This is a genomic window from Micromonospora phaseoli, from assembly GCF_900109115.1.
Classification (GTDB): domain Bacteria; phylum Actinomycetota; class Actinomycetes; order Mycobacteriales; family Micromonosporaceae; genus Micromonospora; species Micromonospora phaseoli.
The window spans coordinates 404,739-420,646 of record NZ_FNYV01000005.1 but is presented as its reverse complement, the minus strand read 5'-3'; the positions used below and the strand labels follow the sequence as shown (position 1 = coordinate 420,646).

At 72.6% G+C, this 15,908-nt stretch carries 14 protein-coding genes; 7 read left to right on the top strand and 7 right to left on the bottom strand.

Features of this window, described 5'->3' with window-relative positions; translation table 11 throughout:
* The 3 genes from BMY89_RS16125 to mtrA are packed head-to-tail and all read right to left on the bottom strand — an operon-like array spanning position 1 to position 4,247.
* Positions 1-1,797: an LpqB family beta-propeller domain-containing protein gene (locus BMY89_RS16125; RefSeq protein WP_092380785.1), complete on the bottom strand. Its 1,797-nt coding sequence runs from the start codon at positions 1,795-1,797 to the stop codon at positions 1-3.
* Positions 1,794-3,545 (bottom strand): MtrAB system histidine kinase MtrB, encoded by a 1,752-nt coding sequence (mtrB, locus tag BMY89_RS16120; RefSeq protein ID WP_092380784.1) that lies wholly within the window; start codon positions 3,543-3,545, stop codon positions 1,794-1,796. The genes BMY89_RS16125 and mtrB overlap by 4 nt, the downstream gene beginning before the upstream one ends.
* A 12-nt stretch (positions 3,546-3,557) precedes the next feature.
* Positions 3,558-4,247: an MtrAB system response regulator MtrA gene (gene mtrA / locus BMY89_RS16115; protein WP_092380783.1), complete on the bottom strand. Its 690-nt coding sequence runs from the start codon at positions 4,245-4,247 to the stop codon at positions 3,558-3,560.
* A gap of 210 nt (positions 4,248-4,457) precedes the next feature.
* On the opposite strand from mtrA, the gene BMY89_RS16110 reads away from it, so the two are divergent.
* From BMY89_RS16110 to BMY89_RS16090, 5 genes are read left to right on the top strand one after another with little or no spacing between them, the layout of a single operon-like run.
* Positions 4,458-5,303, top strand: coding sequence for a hypothetical protein (locus tag BMY89_RS16110; protein WP_092380782.1), 846 nt, complete (start codon positions 4,458-4,460; stop codon positions 5,301-5,303).
* Positions 5,300-5,893, top strand: a complete 594-nt coding sequence (locus BMY89_RS16105; protein WP_092380781.1) for a DUF4129 domain-containing protein — start codon at positions 5,300-5,302, stop codon at positions 5,891-5,893. Before BMY89_RS16110 ends, BMY89_RS16105 begins: the two co-directional genes overlap by 4 nt.
* Complete coding sequence (locus BMY89_RS16100) at positions 5,890-7,311, top strand: DUF4350 domain-containing protein (RefSeq protein ID WP_175510374.1); 1,422 nt, start codon at positions 5,890-5,892, stop codon at positions 7,309-7,311. Before BMY89_RS16105 ends, BMY89_RS16100 begins: the two co-directional genes overlap by 4 nt.
* Before the next feature lie 11 nt (positions 7,312-7,322).
* Positions 7,323-8,294: an AAA family ATPase gene (locus BMY89_RS16095; protein ID WP_092380780.1), complete on the top strand. Its 972-nt coding sequence runs from the start codon at positions 7,323-7,325 to the stop codon at positions 8,292-8,294.
* On the top strand, positions 8,291-9,601 hold the full coding sequence (locus BMY89_RS16090; RefSeq protein ID WP_092380779.1) for a DUF58 domain-containing protein: 1,311 nt from the start codon (positions 8,291-8,293) through the stop codon (positions 9,599-9,601). The genes BMY89_RS16095 and BMY89_RS16090 overlap by 4 nt, the downstream gene beginning before the upstream one ends.
* Before the next feature lie 34 nt (positions 9,602-9,635).
* On the opposite strand, the gene BMY89_RS16085 is transcribed toward BMY89_RS16090, so the two are convergent.
* Complete coding sequence (locus tag BMY89_RS16085; protein WP_092380778.1) at positions 9,636-10,634, bottom strand: stage II sporulation protein M; 999 nt, start codon at positions 10,632-10,634, stop codon at positions 9,636-9,638.
* A 41-nt stretch (positions 10,635-10,675) separates the two neighbouring features.
* Between BMY89_RS16085 and BMY89_RS16080 the strand changes: the two genes are divergently transcribed.
* Positions 10,676-11,656 (top strand): RDD family protein, encoded by a 981-nt coding sequence (locus tag BMY89_RS16080; protein WP_232521370.1) that lies wholly within the window; start codon positions 10,676-10,678, stop codon positions 11,654-11,656.
* Positions 11,653-11,811, top strand: a complete 159-nt coding sequence (locus tag BMY89_RS30400; RefSeq protein WP_170147692.1) for a hypothetical protein — start codon at positions 11,653-11,655, stop codon at positions 11,809-11,811. The genes BMY89_RS16080 and BMY89_RS30400 overlap by 4 nt, the downstream gene beginning before the upstream one ends.
* Before the next feature lie 148 nt (positions 11,812-11,959).
* Here BMY89_RS30400 and ahcY read toward each other — a convergent pair whose 3' ends face one another.
* From ahcY to BMY89_RS16060, 3 genes are all read right to left on the bottom strand, one after another.
* Entirely contained in the window at positions 11,960-13,459 is a 1,500-nt protein-coding gene (ahcY, locus tag BMY89_RS16070) for an adenosylhomocysteinase (protein WP_092380775.1), read from the bottom strand.
* Positions 13,460-13,779: 320 nt separating this feature from the next.
* Positions 13,780-14,940, bottom strand: coding sequence for a mannose-6-phosphate isomerase, class I (gene manA, locus BMY89_RS16065; protein WP_092380774.1), 1,161 nt, complete (start codon positions 14,938-14,940; stop codon positions 13,780-13,782).
* Between the two features lie 4 nt (positions 14,941-14,944).
* Entirely contained in the window at positions 14,945-15,898 is a 954-nt protein-coding gene (locus BMY89_RS16060) for a cation diffusion facilitator family transporter (protein WP_092380773.1), read from the bottom strand.
* Positions 15,899-15,908: the final 10 nt, after the last annotated feature.

Here is a 15,908-nt window from a genome sequence, read left to right as displayed (position 1 = left end):
TCAGTAGAGGAAGATCGGCGCGGTGGGGTCGCCCGGGCGCGCTCCCGCCGGCGGCGGGGTCACGTCCTGGACCTGGTCCCGGTTGATCCGCTCGAACGGGTTGAGGCGGTAGGCGACCCCGTTGGCCTCGTACATGAACGAGCCGGCCAGCGGGGACAGTTGGGTCGTGGGGTACGCGGCCAGGTGGTTGACCTGAGAGCCGGTGTCCTCCCGCAGCGGGGTCTCCAGGGCACCGTCGACGCTCACGTCGTAGATCGACGGACGGCCTACCGCACCGGCCACCAGCAGCCGGTTCTCCGCCCACCACTCCACCGCCGTGACGTTGGTCAGGGAGGTGACCAGTCGACGGGCCGGGCCGACCGCGGGCACCCCGGCCTCCCAGTTGATCGCTGCGACGTAGAGCGCGCCGTCGACGACGAGCGCGACACGCTGCCCGTCCAGGGCCGCCGCCACCGCACTGACCCGGCCGGGCAGGCCGAGCGGCACCTGCCGCATCGACGCCTGGTCGTCGAAGCGGTACAGGCTGCCGTCGGCGACCACCAGCCCGGCCGGCCGGCCACCGTCGGTACCGATCCAGGCCGGCCGACCGATGGCGGCGTGCGTGGTGGAACTGCGCAGCAGGCTCTCCACCACTGAACGGCCACGGCCGACGGCCAGCCGCTGCCGACCGTCCTCGCCGGTCACCACCAGGGCGGCCAGGACCTCCTCACCGGCGCGGCGCAGGCCGGCGGTGACGATGTCGCGGTTGACCTCGGCAGCCACCGGCACCAGGCCGGCCGGCTCGTTGGCCACCGCCAGCGAGTGGATGGCCCCCTCGTAGACGCAGTACCGCCGGGTGTTCGGGTCGATCTCGTACAGCTGGTTCAACCTCCGCTGCTCGCCGAGGTCGACCACCTTGCGGGACTGGTTGAGGATCTTGATTTCGAGGGTGCCGTCCAGCTCCGGCAGCGACCAGGCCAGCTGGGTGCTGAGCTGCTCCAGCCGCTGTTCGTCGACGCCGGGCATGTCCAGGTTCACCTCCCAGCGGCCGTCGGAGCCGGTGGCATTGTTGATCATCTCGGTGCGGTCGGGCAGGCCGGAGACGCCGACCCGCAACCAGTCCGAGGGGCCGGCGGTCAACCACCGGACCACCTCGCTGACCCGACGCTCCGCCGGCACCACCGAGGAGAGATACCGCTGGTCGGGCACCAGCCTGCTACGGTCCGAGCTCCAGAAGTAGATCGACTTCGACTGGTAGTAGCGGCGCAGGGCATCGTCGCTGAGCAGCAGCACGTTCGGCGGGCTGCTGACGTAGAAACCCGCCTCGTCCTCCCCCGCCGGACCGGCGCTCACCAGCCGGAACTCGTACCTGGACTCGGTGGTCAGCGGAGGCGCCAGCAGGCCGTTGGCCCGTAGCAGGCCGACCTGCTGCACGGTGATGGTGACCTTCATGCTGTCGACGTCCGGTTCGATCACCGGGTCGTCGGTGAGCCGGACCACCGACAGCGCCACCTCGCTGCCCTGCTTCTCCTGCAACCCGGCCCGGTCCGTGGTCGTGATGAACCGCTTCACCCGCTCGTACGCCCGATCCGGCTCGCCCGCCGCCGCGGCGAGGAAGTTCCGCACGAACGCCTCGGCGTCGCTGCCGGCCGCCTCCCGGGTCGGCGGCTCGGTGCCCCGGCCCAGCGACAGGTTCGTCTCCGCGGCCGGTCCACGCTGCTCGATCTGCACCTCGCTGCGGTCAGGGATGCCGCAGCCGGCGGTGACGGCAACCGCCAGTGTCCCGCCGAGCACACCCGTCAGCAGCCGCCGCCTCACGAACCCACCTCCGCGCGCGGAGGTGGCGCCGCCGGACCGACCGCGAGCGTGCCGTTCGGGCCGGGGCCGATGGCCAGCAGGCCACCGGCGGGGGCACCACCGAACGGCAGCGTCGCGTCCGCCGGCACCAGCCGCAACGGCGAGGTGGTCAAACGGTCACCGGCTCGCGCCGGCAGGGTGAGCCGGAACTGCGCGCCCTGCCCCGGTGCGCCCCACGCCTCCAGCCAGCCGCCGTGCAACCGCGCGTCCTCCAGGCTGATCGACAGCCCCAGCCCCGTCCCGCCGGTCTGCCGGGCCCGGGACGGGTCGGCCCGCCAGAACCGGTTGAACACCAGCTTCTCCTCGCCCGGCTTGAGCCCGACGCCGTGGTCGCGGACGGTCAGCGCGACGGCTGTCTCGTCCATCCCCAGCGTGATCCACACCGGCCGGCCCTCGCCGTGCTCGACGGCGTTACCGACCAGGTTGCGCAGCACCCGCTCGACCCGCCGAGGGTCGATCTCGGCGATCACCGGAGTGGCGGGAACGTCGAGCTCGATGGCCACCCCGACCCGCTCGGCCAGTCCGGACAGCCGGTCCACCACCCGATGGACCACCGGCACCAGGTCGGTCGGCTCGGCGTCGAGCACGGCGAACCCCGCGTCGAACCGGCTGATCTCCAGCAGGTCGGTCAGCAACTCCTCGAACCGGTCCAGCTCGGCCTGGAGCAGTTCGGCGCTGCGCGCCACCGCCGGATCGAACCCGTCGCGCTCCGCGAAGATCAGATCGGCGGCCATCCGTACCGTGGTCAGCGGCGTGCGCAGCTCGTGCGAGACGTCCGAGGTGAACCGGCGTTGCAGCCGCGACATCTCCTCCAGCCGCAGGATCTGCCGTTGCAGGTTGGTGGCCATCTGGTTGAACGACGCGGCGAGCAGGGCAAGGTCGTCCTCGCCGTTGACGGCCATCCGCTGATCCAGCAGGCCGGCCGAGAGTCGCTGCGCGGTGCGGGCGGCCACCCGCACCGGGATCACCACCAGCCGGGTAACCAGCGCGGCGAGCAGGCCGAGCAGCAGCACCAGGGCGACCCCGGTGGCCACCACGGTCGCCCGCGCCTGGGCCGCCGTCGTGTCCTGCAGGGTCAGCGGTACGAAGTAGTAGAGCTCCACCTGGCCGAACCGGGTCGGCACCGGCGAGCCGTACACCAGGTATTTGCGCTCGACGTCGCCGGTGAGGCGGCCGGTGCGGATCTGGTTGGCCACGTTGCCGCCGGCCACCGCGGCGCGCAGCTCGGGGCTGATCAGCGGCCGGACGTTCGCCGCCGGCGAGGTGCGCGGCTCGATGACTCCGGGCCAGTTCTCCGCGGTGAGCGCCACCACCACGCCGCTGTTCTGCTGCGGGTCGCCGCCGGCCAGGTAGTTCACCGTGCCGTCGATGGTCTCCTGGAGCTGTGCCTCCTGCGGCTGGCCGTAGAGGCTGAACTGCTTCGCCGCGTACTCCGCCCCGTTGAGCAGCCGTAGCTGGACGTCGGTCTTGGCGTTCTCCAGCAGGATGCTCGTGATCTTGTCCGCGATCAGGTACGCGAAGCCACCGACCAGCAGGCTGGACGTCACCAACGTGATGGTCACCACGCGGACCTGCAACGAACGGCGCCAGGTCTGGTGCAGGCCGGCGAGCAACCGGGCCACCCGGCCGCTCACCCCACGCCACAACTCCCGCGCGGCACCACGCCGGCGGGACGTCGGGTCAAGATCCGGGTGCGGGGAGGTGGTCACAGTCCGACCAGGCTATCCGGTACCCGCCTTATAGCCCACGCCGCGAACGGTCAGGATGATTTCCGGTCGCTCCGGATCAGGTTCGATCTTGGCACGCAGTCGCTGCACGTGCACATTGACCAGCCGGGTGTCCGCCGCGTGCCGGTACCCCCAGACCTGCTCCAGCAGCACCTCCCGGGTGAAGACCTGACGCGGCTTGCGGGCCAGCGCGACCAGCAGGTCGAACTCCAGCGGCGTCAGCTTCACCTCCTCGCCGTTGCGGCTCACGGTGTGCGCGGGCACGTCGATGGAGATCTGGTTGTCGGGCGGGCCGATGGTGAGCATCTCCGGCGCGGCGTCCTCGCCCCGCCGTAGCCGCGCCCGCATCCGGGCCACCAGCTCCTTGGGCTTGAACGGCTTCACCACGTAGTCGTCGGCCCCCGACTCCAGACCGAGCACGACGTCGACCGTGTCGCTTTTCGCGGTCAGCATGACGATCGGCACCCCGGACTCGCCCCGGATCGCCCGCGCCACGTCGATACCGCTCATTCCGGGCAGCATCAGGTCAAGCAGGACGATATCGGGCCGGTTCTCCCGGAACGCGGCCAGTGCCCGTTCTCCGTCCGCGACGAAGGAGGGCATGAAACCTTCACTACGCAGCACGATGCCGAGCATCTCGGCGAGCGCTGGGTCGTCGTCGACCACCAGTACCCGGGCTCTCATGGGGTTAATGTTTCCATCCCGTCAGTTCGGTGGGATCGGCGTCACCCGGCACGCTACTGCCGCCAGGTGGGCCCTGCCCAGCACCGGCCGGTTGCACCGCCCACACGAGCCGCCCCCGGGGCGGGACTGCACCCGGGAGGATCGCGCGTGTCAACATGATCCCCGGGTGCGTCGCAGCGCGCCACCATCCCCCGCTTCCCAGGAGTACGCGTGCCCGAAACCGGCCCGACCGTCGTACTCCCCGGCCGCCCACTCACCATCGGCGAACTGCTCGACTCCGCCGTACTGCTGCTGCGCAGCCAGGCACCTGCCCTGCTCCCGCTCGCCGCCGCACTGGCCGTCGGCGAACAACTCCTGCTGCTGCCCCTGCGCGACGCCGTGGGCGCCACCCCACCGCTGTGGTGGGCGCCCAGCCTGAACTCCTTCGCCCCGTTCTGGTTCCTGCTGGCCCTCGGCGCCGCGACCGAGGCGATGATCATTCTGCTGCTCGGCAACCCGGCGGCCCGCGCCGCCGGCAGTGCACTGCTCGGCCACCGGACGACCGCCCGAGAGCTGCTGCGCGCCGCCGGTGCCCGCTGGGGCGCCACCGTCGGGCTCTGCGCGCTGGTCGGTGCCGTCATGCTGCTCCTGTCCCTGCTCGGCCCGGCCTGGCTCGTCGGTTTCGCCCTGCTCGGCGCGGTGGCCCCGGCACTGGTGATCGACCGCGTCGCGCCGACCCGCGCGATCGCCCGCTCCGCCACCCTCGCGCTGCGGGTCGACGGCCGGGCCGCCGCCCTGCGGGTACTGGGTTACCTCGTCTGGTGGATCCTCCGGGTCGGGCTCGGCTGGGGATTGTTCACCGGGCTGAGCACCCTCGACCTGATCTCCGACGGCTGGGCGGTCACCGTGTCCATGCTGGTCTGGGCGGCCGTGAACGCGGTCGCGTACGCCGCGCTGGCCTGCCTGGACGCCGTCGTGCACCTGGAGACCCGGATCCGCAGCGAAGGGCTGGACATCCACCTCTCCCGGGCCCCGACCACCCGCGCCCCGTCGGACCTGCTGGCGGTCGGCGGATGAGCCTCAGCCGGTGGTGGACCGAGACCACGGCGGCACTCGGCGACCACGTGCCGCTGCCGCTGGCCCTGCTGCTGCTGGTGCTGGCGACGACGCTGGCCGCCACCGGCTGGTACACCTTCCCAGCCTGGCTGCCCCGCCGGCTGCCCCGACTGCCCCGCCGGCGCCCCGCCCGCCCGAACCCCGGCGGCACCACGCCGGCACCGGCCACGCCCGCTCCGAAACCGGACATTCCACTCGCCACCACCCTCACGGTGGCCGACCGGCTCGCCGCCGAGGGTCGGCACGGCGAGGCGATCCGCGAACGCCTGCGCGTCATGCTCCACGACCTGGCCGACCGCGACCTGGTGCGGGTGCGGCCAGGCATGACCGTGACCGAGGTCGTCGCCGTGGCCACCGCCCGTCGCCCGCCGGCCGGCCCGCCCCTGGCCGCCGCCGCCACCATCTTCTCCGAGGTGTGGTACGCCCAACGCCCGGCGACGGCGGAGCACGACCACCGGATGCGCGAGCACGCCGTCCGGCTGCGGCACGTCCTCGCCGATGAGCCTGCCGCCGACAGCCCACCCGACGCGGCCGGGACGGTGACACCGTGACGGCCCGGCGGGCGCGGCGCCGTCACCGGATCCTGATCCCGGTGCTGCTGGGTACGCTGCTGCTCGCCGTCACACTGGTCAGCCGCGAGATCGACCAGCCGGACCAGACCGACCGGGGCTTCCTCTCCCCGGTGGTCACCGGTGACGACGGCGGCAGCCGACTCGCCGAGAGCCTGGCCCGGCGCGGGATCGTGGTGCAGCGGGAAACCGACACGATCCGGGCGCTGCTGGCCACCCGGCCCGGCTCGGCCACCCTCTTCGTACCGGCGCCCGGGCTGCTGCACCCACGGACCGTCAGCTACCTGGGCCTGCTGCCCGCCGGCACCCGACTGGTGCTGGTGGACCCGCCTCGGCGGGTGTTGGACGCCGCCGGGCTGCCGCTACGGCCGGCCGGGCGTCGGTGGGCGACCCGGGCGCTCACCCCGCACGCCGGCGGTCGTCCCTGCCCCCTGGCCGAGGTCGCCCCCGCCGGCATGGCCGCCGTCGCCCGGCAGCGGTACGCCCCCACCAGCACGCCGGAGAGCGTCGACCTCTGCTACGCCGGCGGCCTGGCCCGCCTCCCCGGCCCCGCCGAGAGCGTCGTGGTGGGCGCCAGCGACCCGTTCCGCAACGGCCGGATCGACGAGTGGGACAACCACACCTTCGCCACCGGGCTGCTCGCCACCGCCGGCCGGGTGGTCTGGCTCGACCTCGACGGTCCCGCGCCGCCCCCGCCCGAGCCCAGCCGCGCCCCCACCTCGCAACTGCCGGAGTCCTCCGGCGACGGCTACGGCGAGCCCGACGACCGGGAGCAGCCGGGCGACGGTGACCTGGACGAGAACCCGCCCCGCGGTCGGCCGGGCGGCGACGCGTCCGGTCCCGGCGGGCCGGACCGCGACGGGAGCGCCAACCCGCTCTGGTCTGCCTTCCCGCCCTGGTTCTGGGCGCTGTTGCTGCAACTCGCCCTGGCCGCGCTGCTGATCGCCGCCGGGCGGGCCCGGCGGCTCGGCCCACCCACGCCGGAGCCGCTGCCGGTGACCGTGCCCGCCGCCGAGACGGTGCTCGGCCGGGCCCGGCTCTACCAGCGGGCGCGGGCCCGGGACAGCGCGGCGCGGACACTACGCGACGCCGCCCGGTCCCGGCTCGCGGGTCGGCTGCACCTGCCGGCCGACACGCCACCGGCCACCGTCGCCGCCGCAGTTGCCGCCGGTACCGGCGACCGCCCCGACACCATCCACGAGTTGCTTTACGGTGACGCCCCGCAGACCGACCGCGACCTGCTGGAGCTGGCCGGTGACCTGAACCGCACGACACGTGACAGCACGCCGTTCTCCGCACCGCCACCGCAACCCGCGCCACCGCACGCCGCCGGCACCGCGACCGAACCGGCGCACCCGGCCCGGCTGCCGAAGCCGCGATCCGAAGGAGACACCCGGTGACCCGACCCGCCATGACCGTCGACCCGCTCGCCGCCGACCCCACCCGGGCCGCGCTGCACCGGCTGCGCGCCGAGGTGGCCAAGGCCGTGGTGGGGCAGGACGCCGTGGTCACCGGGCTGATCGTCGCCCTGGTCTGCCGTGGCCACGTGCTGCTGGAGGGCGTACCGGGAGTGGCCAAAACCCTGCTGGTACGCACGGTGGCCGCGGCGCTCGACCTGACCGCGCGGCGGGTGCAGTTCACCCCCGACCTGATGCCCGGTGACGTCACCGGTTCCATGGTCTTCGACGCGCGGACCGCGGCGTTCACCTTCCGTGAGGGGCCGGTCTTCACCAACCTGCTGCTCGCCGACGAGATCAACCGAACCCCGCCGAAGACGCAGTCCGCCCTGTTGGAGGTGATGGAGGAGCGGCAGGTCACCGTCGAGGGTGAGCAGCGGATGCTGCCCGATCCGTTCATCGTCGCCGCCACCCAGAACCCGGTGGAGTACGAGGGCACCTATCCCCTGCCGGAGGCCCAGCTGGACCGGTTCCTGCTCAAGCTCACCGTGCCGCTGCCCGCCCGCGAGGAGGAGTTGGGCGTGCTCCGCGCCCACCACGGCGGCTTCGACCCCCGGGACCTGACCGCCGCCGGGGTACGCCCGGTGGCCGACGCGGCCGACCTCGCTGCCGCACGCGCGGCGGTGGGCCAGGTGCACGTGGCCGAATCCCTACTGGGCTACGTGGTGGACCTGTGCCGGGCCACCCGTGCCACCCCGGCCCTGGAGTTGGGGGCCTCGCCCCGCGGCGCGACAGCCCTGCTCGGCACCGCCAAGGCGTGGGCCTGGCTGACCGGCCGCGACCACGTCGTGCCGGACGACGTCAAGGCGATGGCCCGGCCCACCCTGCGGCACCGGCTGCGGCTACGCCCGGAGGCCGAGTTGGAGGGCATCGGGGTGGACGCGGTACTGGACACGGTGCTGGCCACCGTGCCGACCCCGCGATGACCTGGCGGGCGGCGGCGCTGCTCGCGGTGGGCGCGCTGACCCTGCCCGTATGGCCGTCGCCACTGGTCGGGGTGGCGGTGATGACCGGCGCGGTCCTGCTGCTGCTCGCCGTGGATCTCGCGCTCGCCGCGCCGTTGCGGGCGCTCACCGCGCAGCGCACCGGCGATCAGGCCGTCCGGCTCGGTGGCACCGCCACGGTCACCCTTCACCTGGGTAATGCCTCCGGTCGACCGCTGCGGGCCCAGGTCCGCGACGCCTGGGTGCCGTCGGCCGGGGCGCGGCCGGACGTACCGCCGACCCAGGTGGTCCATGTCGCCGCCGGTGAGGTGCTCGCGCTACCCAGCCGCCTCACCCCCACCCGCCGGGGGGACCGGCCCACGGCGGAGCTGACGGTCCGCTCGTTCGGGCCCCTCGGGCTGGCCTTCCGGCAGCGGGCCGGCCGACCGACCACCCCGCCGTGGACGCTGCGGGTGCTGCCCCGCTTCGACTCCCGCCGGCACCTGCCCGAGAAGCTCGCCCGCCTGCGACTCATCGCCGGTACGCAGGTCGGCCGGGGTCGCGGCCCGGGCACCGAGTTCGACACACTCCGTGAGTACGTGTCGGGTGACGACGTGCGCTCCATCGACTGGCGGGCCAGCGCCCGGCGGGCCGAGGTGCTGGTGCGGACCTGGCGGCCGGAGCGGGACCGACGGCTGATCTGTGTGGTGGACACCGGTCGCACCTCGGCGGTGCGCCTCGGGGACGAACCTCGGCTGGACGCGTCGATCGACGCGGCGCTGCTGCTCACCGCGCTGGCGGCTCGCGCCGGTGACCGGGTGGACGTGCTCGCCGCCGACGCCGCACCACGTGCCTCGGTCGGCGGGGCCGAGCGGCCGGCGCAGTGGAGTCGGCTGGCGCACGCGTTGGCCCCCCTGCAGCCCGCACTGGTCGAGACGGACTTTCGCCTGATCGCGGGCGAGCTGTTACGCCGACACCGGCCGCGCAGCCTGGTGGTGCTCCTGACCGCGTTGGAGCCCGGCGCACTCGGCGAGGGTCTGCTGCCCGTGCTGCCTCGGCTGGCCGCCCGGCACCGGGTGCTGGTGGCGGCGGCCCAGGACCCGGTGTTGGCCGCGCTCACCACCGAGCCGCCCCGGCGTACCGAGGACGCCTACGCCGCGGCGGCCGCCTGGCGTACGCTCGCCGAACGCGACCGCCTCACCACCGCCCTGAACAGGCACAACGTCACCGTGGTGGACGTCCCCGCCCCTCGGCTCGCCCCCGTCCTGGCCGACACCTACCTCCACCTCAAATCCACCGCCCAACTCTGACCCACCCCCGCCCACCCAGGCGTTGACCATGAGGTCAGCGAGCGGGTTGGAGATCGATGTCCCCGCCAACGTCATGATCGATCGAGTCGTGGTGGGCGGCGTCGGCGCGGGAGCCGAGGACCATGACATATGCGAGGAAGGCGAGCCAGACGGCGGCACCCACCGCGATCCGCAGCGGCACCGGCACCGGAGCCGGGGTGACGAACGCCTCGATCACCGCCGAGACGGCGAACAGCATCACCAGTCCGAGGGCGACCAGGACACCGTCACGCCCGGCACGGGCCACCGCCTGCCCCCGGGTGAGCTGCTCCGGCGGCGCAATCCACGCCCACCCGACCCGCAGGCCCACCCCGGCGGCCACGAACACCCCGGTCAGCTCCAGCAGCCCGTGCGGAGTGATCAGACCGAAGAAGACATCCGCCCGACCGTAGGAGACCATCACCCCGCCCACCACGCCGATGTTCACCACGTTCTGCCACAGCAGGTAGGCGACCGGCACGATCAGCACCCCCGCCGCCAGGCACTTGGCGGCCAGCCACGCGTTGTGCGTCCACAGGTGGAAGGCGAACGTCGGGGCGGAGAACTCCGTGTAGTAGCCGGCGAAGCCGGACTCCACCAGCTCGGCCGCGTCCTCCTCGCCGATGAAGGCCGCCGCCGTCGCCGGGTTCTCCGCCACGAAAGCGATCAGGGTGAAGGTGAGCAGGGTGAAGGCGGTCGCCACCGCACACCACCACGGCGCCGCCCGCCAGACCGCCCCGGGAAAGCCGACCAGCAGGAACCGCCGCACGGTCGCCCAGGACGGACGGGATCGGCCGGTGAGCCGGGCCCGAGCCCGGAGAACCACCTGGGACAGCTCGCTGACCAGGGCCGGATCCGGAGAGCGGCTGCGCAGCACCGACAGCTGGGTGGTGGCCCGCTGGTAGAGCGCGACCAGTTCGTCGACCTCGGCGGCGTCGAGCCGCCGCTGGCGACAGAGCTGGTCCAGGCGGCGCCACTGTCCGCCATGCTCCGCGACGTACGCGTCGAGATCCACCGACCACCTCCGACCGGGCGATCATAGTGTTCACTGTCGGAGTGAGCACAGCGCCGCGACCGTGGACCGCCCCGTCCTGGGGCGACGCCGGGCTGGTCAGCGGGGAGGCCGTACAGCTGGACGTGCGGGCCGCCCGGATCGGTTCCCGGGTGCTCGCGCTGCTGCTCGACGTGCTGGTCCAACTGGTGTTCGGCCTGCTGCTCGCCGCGCTGGCCGGCCTGGCCCTGGCCGCGCTGCCGTACGGGGTGGTCGACGCGGCGCTGGAACGGGCGCTGCTCACCATCGGACTCGTGCTGCTGCTGGTCGGCTATCCGGTGTTCTTCGAACGACTCAATCACGGCCGCACGCCGGGTAAGGCCGCGGTCGGGTTGCGGGTGGTCAGCGTGGACGGAGCGCCGGTCGGGTTCCGGCAGTCGGTGAGCCGGGCGCTGGTCGGGGTCGCCGTGGAGTGGCCGGGCCTGGTGCTGCCACTGCTGTCCTGGGTCGCCGGAGTGACCGTGATGCTCAGCGACCCGCGTGGCCGGCGACTGGGCGACCTGGTGGCGGGCACCATGGTGGTGCACACCCGGGTCGCGGCGAGATGGCGACCGGTTCCGGGCACCGTGCCGGCGCTGGCCGCCTGGGCGCACACCCTCGACCTGAGCAGGCTGGACGCGCCGCTGGCACTCGCCGCCCGGCAGTACCTGGCCCGGGCCCACCGGTTCAGCGAACCGGCGCGGGGCGAGTTGGCCCGGCGGTTGTGGCACCAGGTCGCGGCCGTGACCACCCCGCCGCCACCGGCCGGGCTGCCGGAGTCGGCCTACCTGGCCGCCGTCCTCAGCGAGCGACACCGGCGGGCCCGTCATCTCCTCGCCGGTGAACGCGCGCTCACCGCCGTGCTGTGGCCACAGCTCGGGTACGCGCCGTCGGCAGATCGACCGAACGAGCCGGTGCCCGCTCTACCGGCGCAGGGCGGGCAGGCCAGGGTACGGCCGCCGGTGCCGGCGGCCGGCGGCGAATGGACACCGGGGAGGCCGGGATGAGGGGTTTCGGACCATGGTTGGCCGTGCTCGCGGTGGTGCTGCTGCTCAGCGCGCTGCGGCTGCGTACCCTGGCGGCGCTGGTGTCGGTGGCGTGGTTGGTCTGGTGCGTCTGGACCTGGGTCCGCCCCACCCGACGCCGTGATCAACCGCGCTGACGGACCTGGTCCTTTTCGGTACGGGCCAGGCACTGCCGCCTCCCGAGCGTGATGTCACAGCGACATACTCATGTCCGGGTGACATCACGCTCGGGAGGCAGGCTGCTTCCCCGCGGGGCCGGACGGTCGTCCCGTCCGGTCCGGTCGGTCAGTAGCGGTAGTGGTCCGGCTTGAACGGGCCCTCGGTGGCGACGCCGAGGTAGGCGGCCTGCTCCTTGGTCAGCGTGGTCAGCTTGGCGCCGAGCGCGCCCAGGTGCAGCCGGGCGACCTTCTCGTCCAGGTGCTTCGGCAGCACGTAGACGCCGATCGGGTACTCGGCGGTCTTGGTGTACAGCTCGATCTGGGCGATCGTCTGGTTGGCGAACGAGTTCGACATCACGAAGCTCGGGTGGCCGGTGGCGTTGCCCAGGTTCAGCAGGCGGCCCTCGGAGAGCACGATGATGGCGTGACCGTCGTCGAAGCGCCAGACGTCGACCTGCGGCTTGATGTTCTCCCGCGTGACGTCCGAGCGCTTCGCCAGGCCGGCCATGTCGATCTCGTTGTCGAAGTGACCGATGTTGCCGACGATGGCCTGGTGCTTCATCCGGGCCATGTGCTCGTTGGTGATGACGTCGAAGCAGCCCGTGGCGGTGATGAAGATGTCGGCCTGCTCGACCACGTCCTCCAGGGTGGCGACCTGGTAGCCGTCCATCGCCGCCTGGAGTGCGCAGATCGGGTCGACCTCGGTCACCACGACCCGGGCGCCCTGGCCACGCAGCGACTCGGCGCAGCCCTTGCCCACGTCGCCGTAGCCGAGCACGACGGCCATCTTGCCGCCGATCAGCACGTCCGTGGCACGGTTGATGCCGTCGATCAGCGAGTGACGGCAGCCGTACTTGTTGTCGAACTTACTCTTGGTCACCGAGTCGTTGACGTTGATGGCCGGGAAGAGCAGGGTGCCGGCGCGGTGCATCTCGTAGAGGCGGTGCACGCCGGTGGTGGTCTCCTCGGTGACGCCCTTGATGCTGGCGGCGATCCGCGTCCAGCGCTGGTTGTCCTCGGCGAGCGAACGGTGCAGCAGGCCGAGAATGACCGCGTACTCCTCGGAGTCGGCGGACTCGACCGGCGGGACGGTACCGGCCTTCTCGAACTCGGCGCCCTTGTGGACGAGCAGGGTGGCGTCACCACCGTCGTCCAGGATCATGTTCGGGCCGCTTCCGTCGGGCCAGTCGAGCACCTGCTCCGTGCACCACCAGTACTCCTCCAGCGTCTCGCCCTTCCAGGCGTAGACCGGGATGCCCGAGGGTGCGTCGGGGGTGCCGTCGGGGCCGACGACGATCGCGGCGGCGGCGTGGTCCTGGGTGGAGAAGATGTTGCAGGACGCCCAGCGGACCTGCGCGCCGAGCGCGACCAGGGTCTCGATCAGGACGGCGGTCTGGATCGTCATGTGCAGCGAGCCGGTGATCCGCGCGCCCGCGAGGGGCTGCGCGTCGGCGAACTCGCGGCGAATCGCCATCAGACCGGGCATCTCGTGCTCGGCGAGGCGGATCTCCTTACGCCCGAACTCGGCGAGCGACAGATCCGCCACCTTGTAGTCGCCCTCGGCGAGAGTGCGTGGCCGGGCCTCGGACGACGTGCCACTGGCGGACGCCGGGAGGGTGCTGGTCATGAAAGCTCCTGTCGGACGATGGTGCTGCGCAACCTCCCACCTTACGCGCGCCCGCGCGGTCTGGCTGGAGCGGTTACGTACAGCGCACGGGGCGGCCGGTCGTGGACGTGTGCCGTCCATCTCCGTCCGCCCCGTGCATCCCCCCGGTTTGGTTCCCCCGCGCGTTCTCGGACCTTCATCGCGATAACGCTGCGCACTCATAGAGTCACACTAAGCAAGAGGCGAGTCAAGTCATTCCGGGAAAGTCGGACTTGTCGGTCGTCGCGATCCTGGTGCTCGGCACTCCAGATCCTCGGATCAGGCCCGTCGACGCAGGTCGCTCAGATCAGGCCGGTCGACGCGACGTACGCCGCACCGGCACCGGCGATCGTGAGTGAGCCAACACTCGCCGGCCCCACCGCGGCCCGCCCGGAGCGCAGCGCCACCGGCGCCACCCCGTCGGTCACCGTCACCTCGCCCGAGGTGCAGAGCACCACCCGAGGGCCCGGCACCTCAAGCGTCACCTCGGGCCGGCCATCGGTCACCGTCACCCGATGCAACGCGAAGTCGTCCACCGGCACCGGCCAGGTAACCACCCCGTCAGCGACCGTCCGAGGCGCGACCACCGGCTCGTCGAGCACCTCGAAGCGGAGCACGTCGAGCAGTTCGGCCACGTCCACGTGCTTCGGGGTCAACCCGCCGCGCAGCACGTTGTCGCTGGCGGCCATCACCTCCACACCCGTCCCACGCAGATAGGCGTGCAGGTTTCCGGCCGGCATCCAGATCGCCTCCCCCGGGGCCAACGTCACCCGGTTGAGCAGCAACGCCAGCAGCACGCCGGGGTCGTCCGGGTACGCATCGGCAAGCCGCGTGACCAGCTCCGCGTCCGGGCCGGTCACCGCCGCCCTGGCCGCCGCCACCAACCCCGCACGCCGCGCCGCCGGCCATTCCAACAGCAGGCGCACCGCCTCGGCCAGCCCCGCCGACCCGGCGGGCAGCGCGTCGACCACCGGCCGCAGCTCCGGTACGCCCAACCCGGCCAGCACCTGCGCCGAGATGACCGGAGACCGGAATCCGCACAGCGCCTCCATCGGCCCGAGCGCCACCAGCAACTCCGGCTTGTGGAACGGGTCGGCGTAGTTGCGGTGCCCACCGGCCCGCGCGTACTCGGCGGCATAGCCGGCCCGGGCCTGCTCGGCGTCCGGATGCGCCTGCAGGCTCAGCGGGGCATCCGCGGCAAGCACCTTGAGCAGGAACGGCAGCCGGGCACCGAAACGGTCGATGACCGGCTGACCGAGCCAGTCAACCGGGTCCTCCGCCAGCACCTCGGTCAACGCGACCGACACACCGCCACGCTCCACGGCGGCCGGCGCGCCGGGGTGGGCCCCGAGCCACAACTCGGCCTCGGGGCCGGCACTCGGCGTCGGCCGCCCCTGAAGCTCGGCGATCGCCGAGCGGGACCCCCAGGCATAGTCCTTGATCGGGCCGTACAGCGGTTCCACCCGATCAGCCCCCGGGCTGCCCGGGCGCTGCCGACGGCTCGGCCCGGGCGTGATAGATGTCCGGTTCCAGGTAGATGACCCGGGCCACCGGCACCGCGGCCCGGATCCGCGCCTCCACCGCGTCGATACCGCGGGCCACCTCCTCGGCGCTCTCGCACTGCGACACCGCGATCTTCGCGGCCACCATCAGCTCCTCCGGACCCAGGTAGAGGGTCTTCATGTGGATGATCCGTTCGACCTCAGGACCGTCGGCGACCGCCCGCTCGATGGCCGCCACGTCCGCCGGCTCGGCCCCCTCCCCGAGCAGCAGGCTCTTGGTCTCCACGGCCAGCACGATCGCGATGGCCACCAGCAGCAGACCGATCATCGCGGTGCCGGCCGCGTCCCACCGGCCGTCGCCGGTGGCCAGGGTCATTCCCACCCCGAACAGGGCGAATACCAGACCGACCAGCGCACCGAAGTCCTCAAGCAGCACCACCGGCAACTCCGGCGCCTTGGACCGGCGGATGAACCTGGTCCAGGACTCGCGGCCGCGCACCAGGTTCGACTCCCGGATGGCGGTGCGGAGGGAGAACGACTCCATCACGATCGCGGCCAACAGCACGGTCACCGGCACCCACTGCCAACTGGTGATGCCGTGCGGGTCGGACCACTTGTGCCACGCCTCGTAGAGAGCGAAGAGCCCACCGAGGCTGAACAGCACGATGGAGACGATGAAGGCGTAGACGTAGCGCTCCCGGCCGTAGCCGAAGGGATGCTGCGGGGTGGCCGCCCGCCGGGCCCGCTTGCCGCCGAGCAGCAGCAGCGCCTGATTGCCCGAATCGGCGACCGAGTGGACCGACTCGGCCAGCATCGACGACGAACTCGTCAACAGGTACGCGACGAACTTCGTCACCGCGATGCCCACGTTGGCGAGCAACGCGGCGATGATCGCCTTCGTGCCGCCCTGGGCACTCACGCCGCCGCTC

What these genes read in the sequence shown, in the direction of transcription:
- mtrA (WP_092380783.1), bottom strand. Translation starts at nt 4,247, where the DNA reads ATGAGAGCCCGGGTACTGGTGGTCGACGACGACCCAGCGCTCGCCGAG.
- BMY89_RS16105 (WP_092380781.1), top strand. Translation starts at nt 5,300, where the DNA reads ATGAGCCTCAGCCGGTGGTGGACCGAGACCACGGCGGCACTCGGCGAC.
- BMY89_RS16095 (WP_092380780.1), top strand. Translation starts at nt 7,323, where the DNA reads ATGACCGTCGACCCGCTCGCCGCCGACCCCACCCGGGCCGCGCTGCAC.
- BMY89_RS16090 (WP_092380779.1), top strand. Translation starts at nt 8,291, where the DNA reads ATGACCTGGCGGGCGGCGGCGCTGCTCGCGGTGGGCGCGCTGACCCTG.
- BMY89_RS30400 (WP_170147692.1), top strand. Translation starts at nt 11,653, where the DNA reads ATGAGGGGTTTCGGACCATGGTTGGCCGTGCTCGCGGTGGTGCTGCTG.
- ahcY (WP_092380775.1), bottom strand. Translation starts at nt 13,459, where the DNA reads ATGACCAGCACCCTCCCGGCGTCCGCCAGTGGCACGTCGTCCGAGGCC.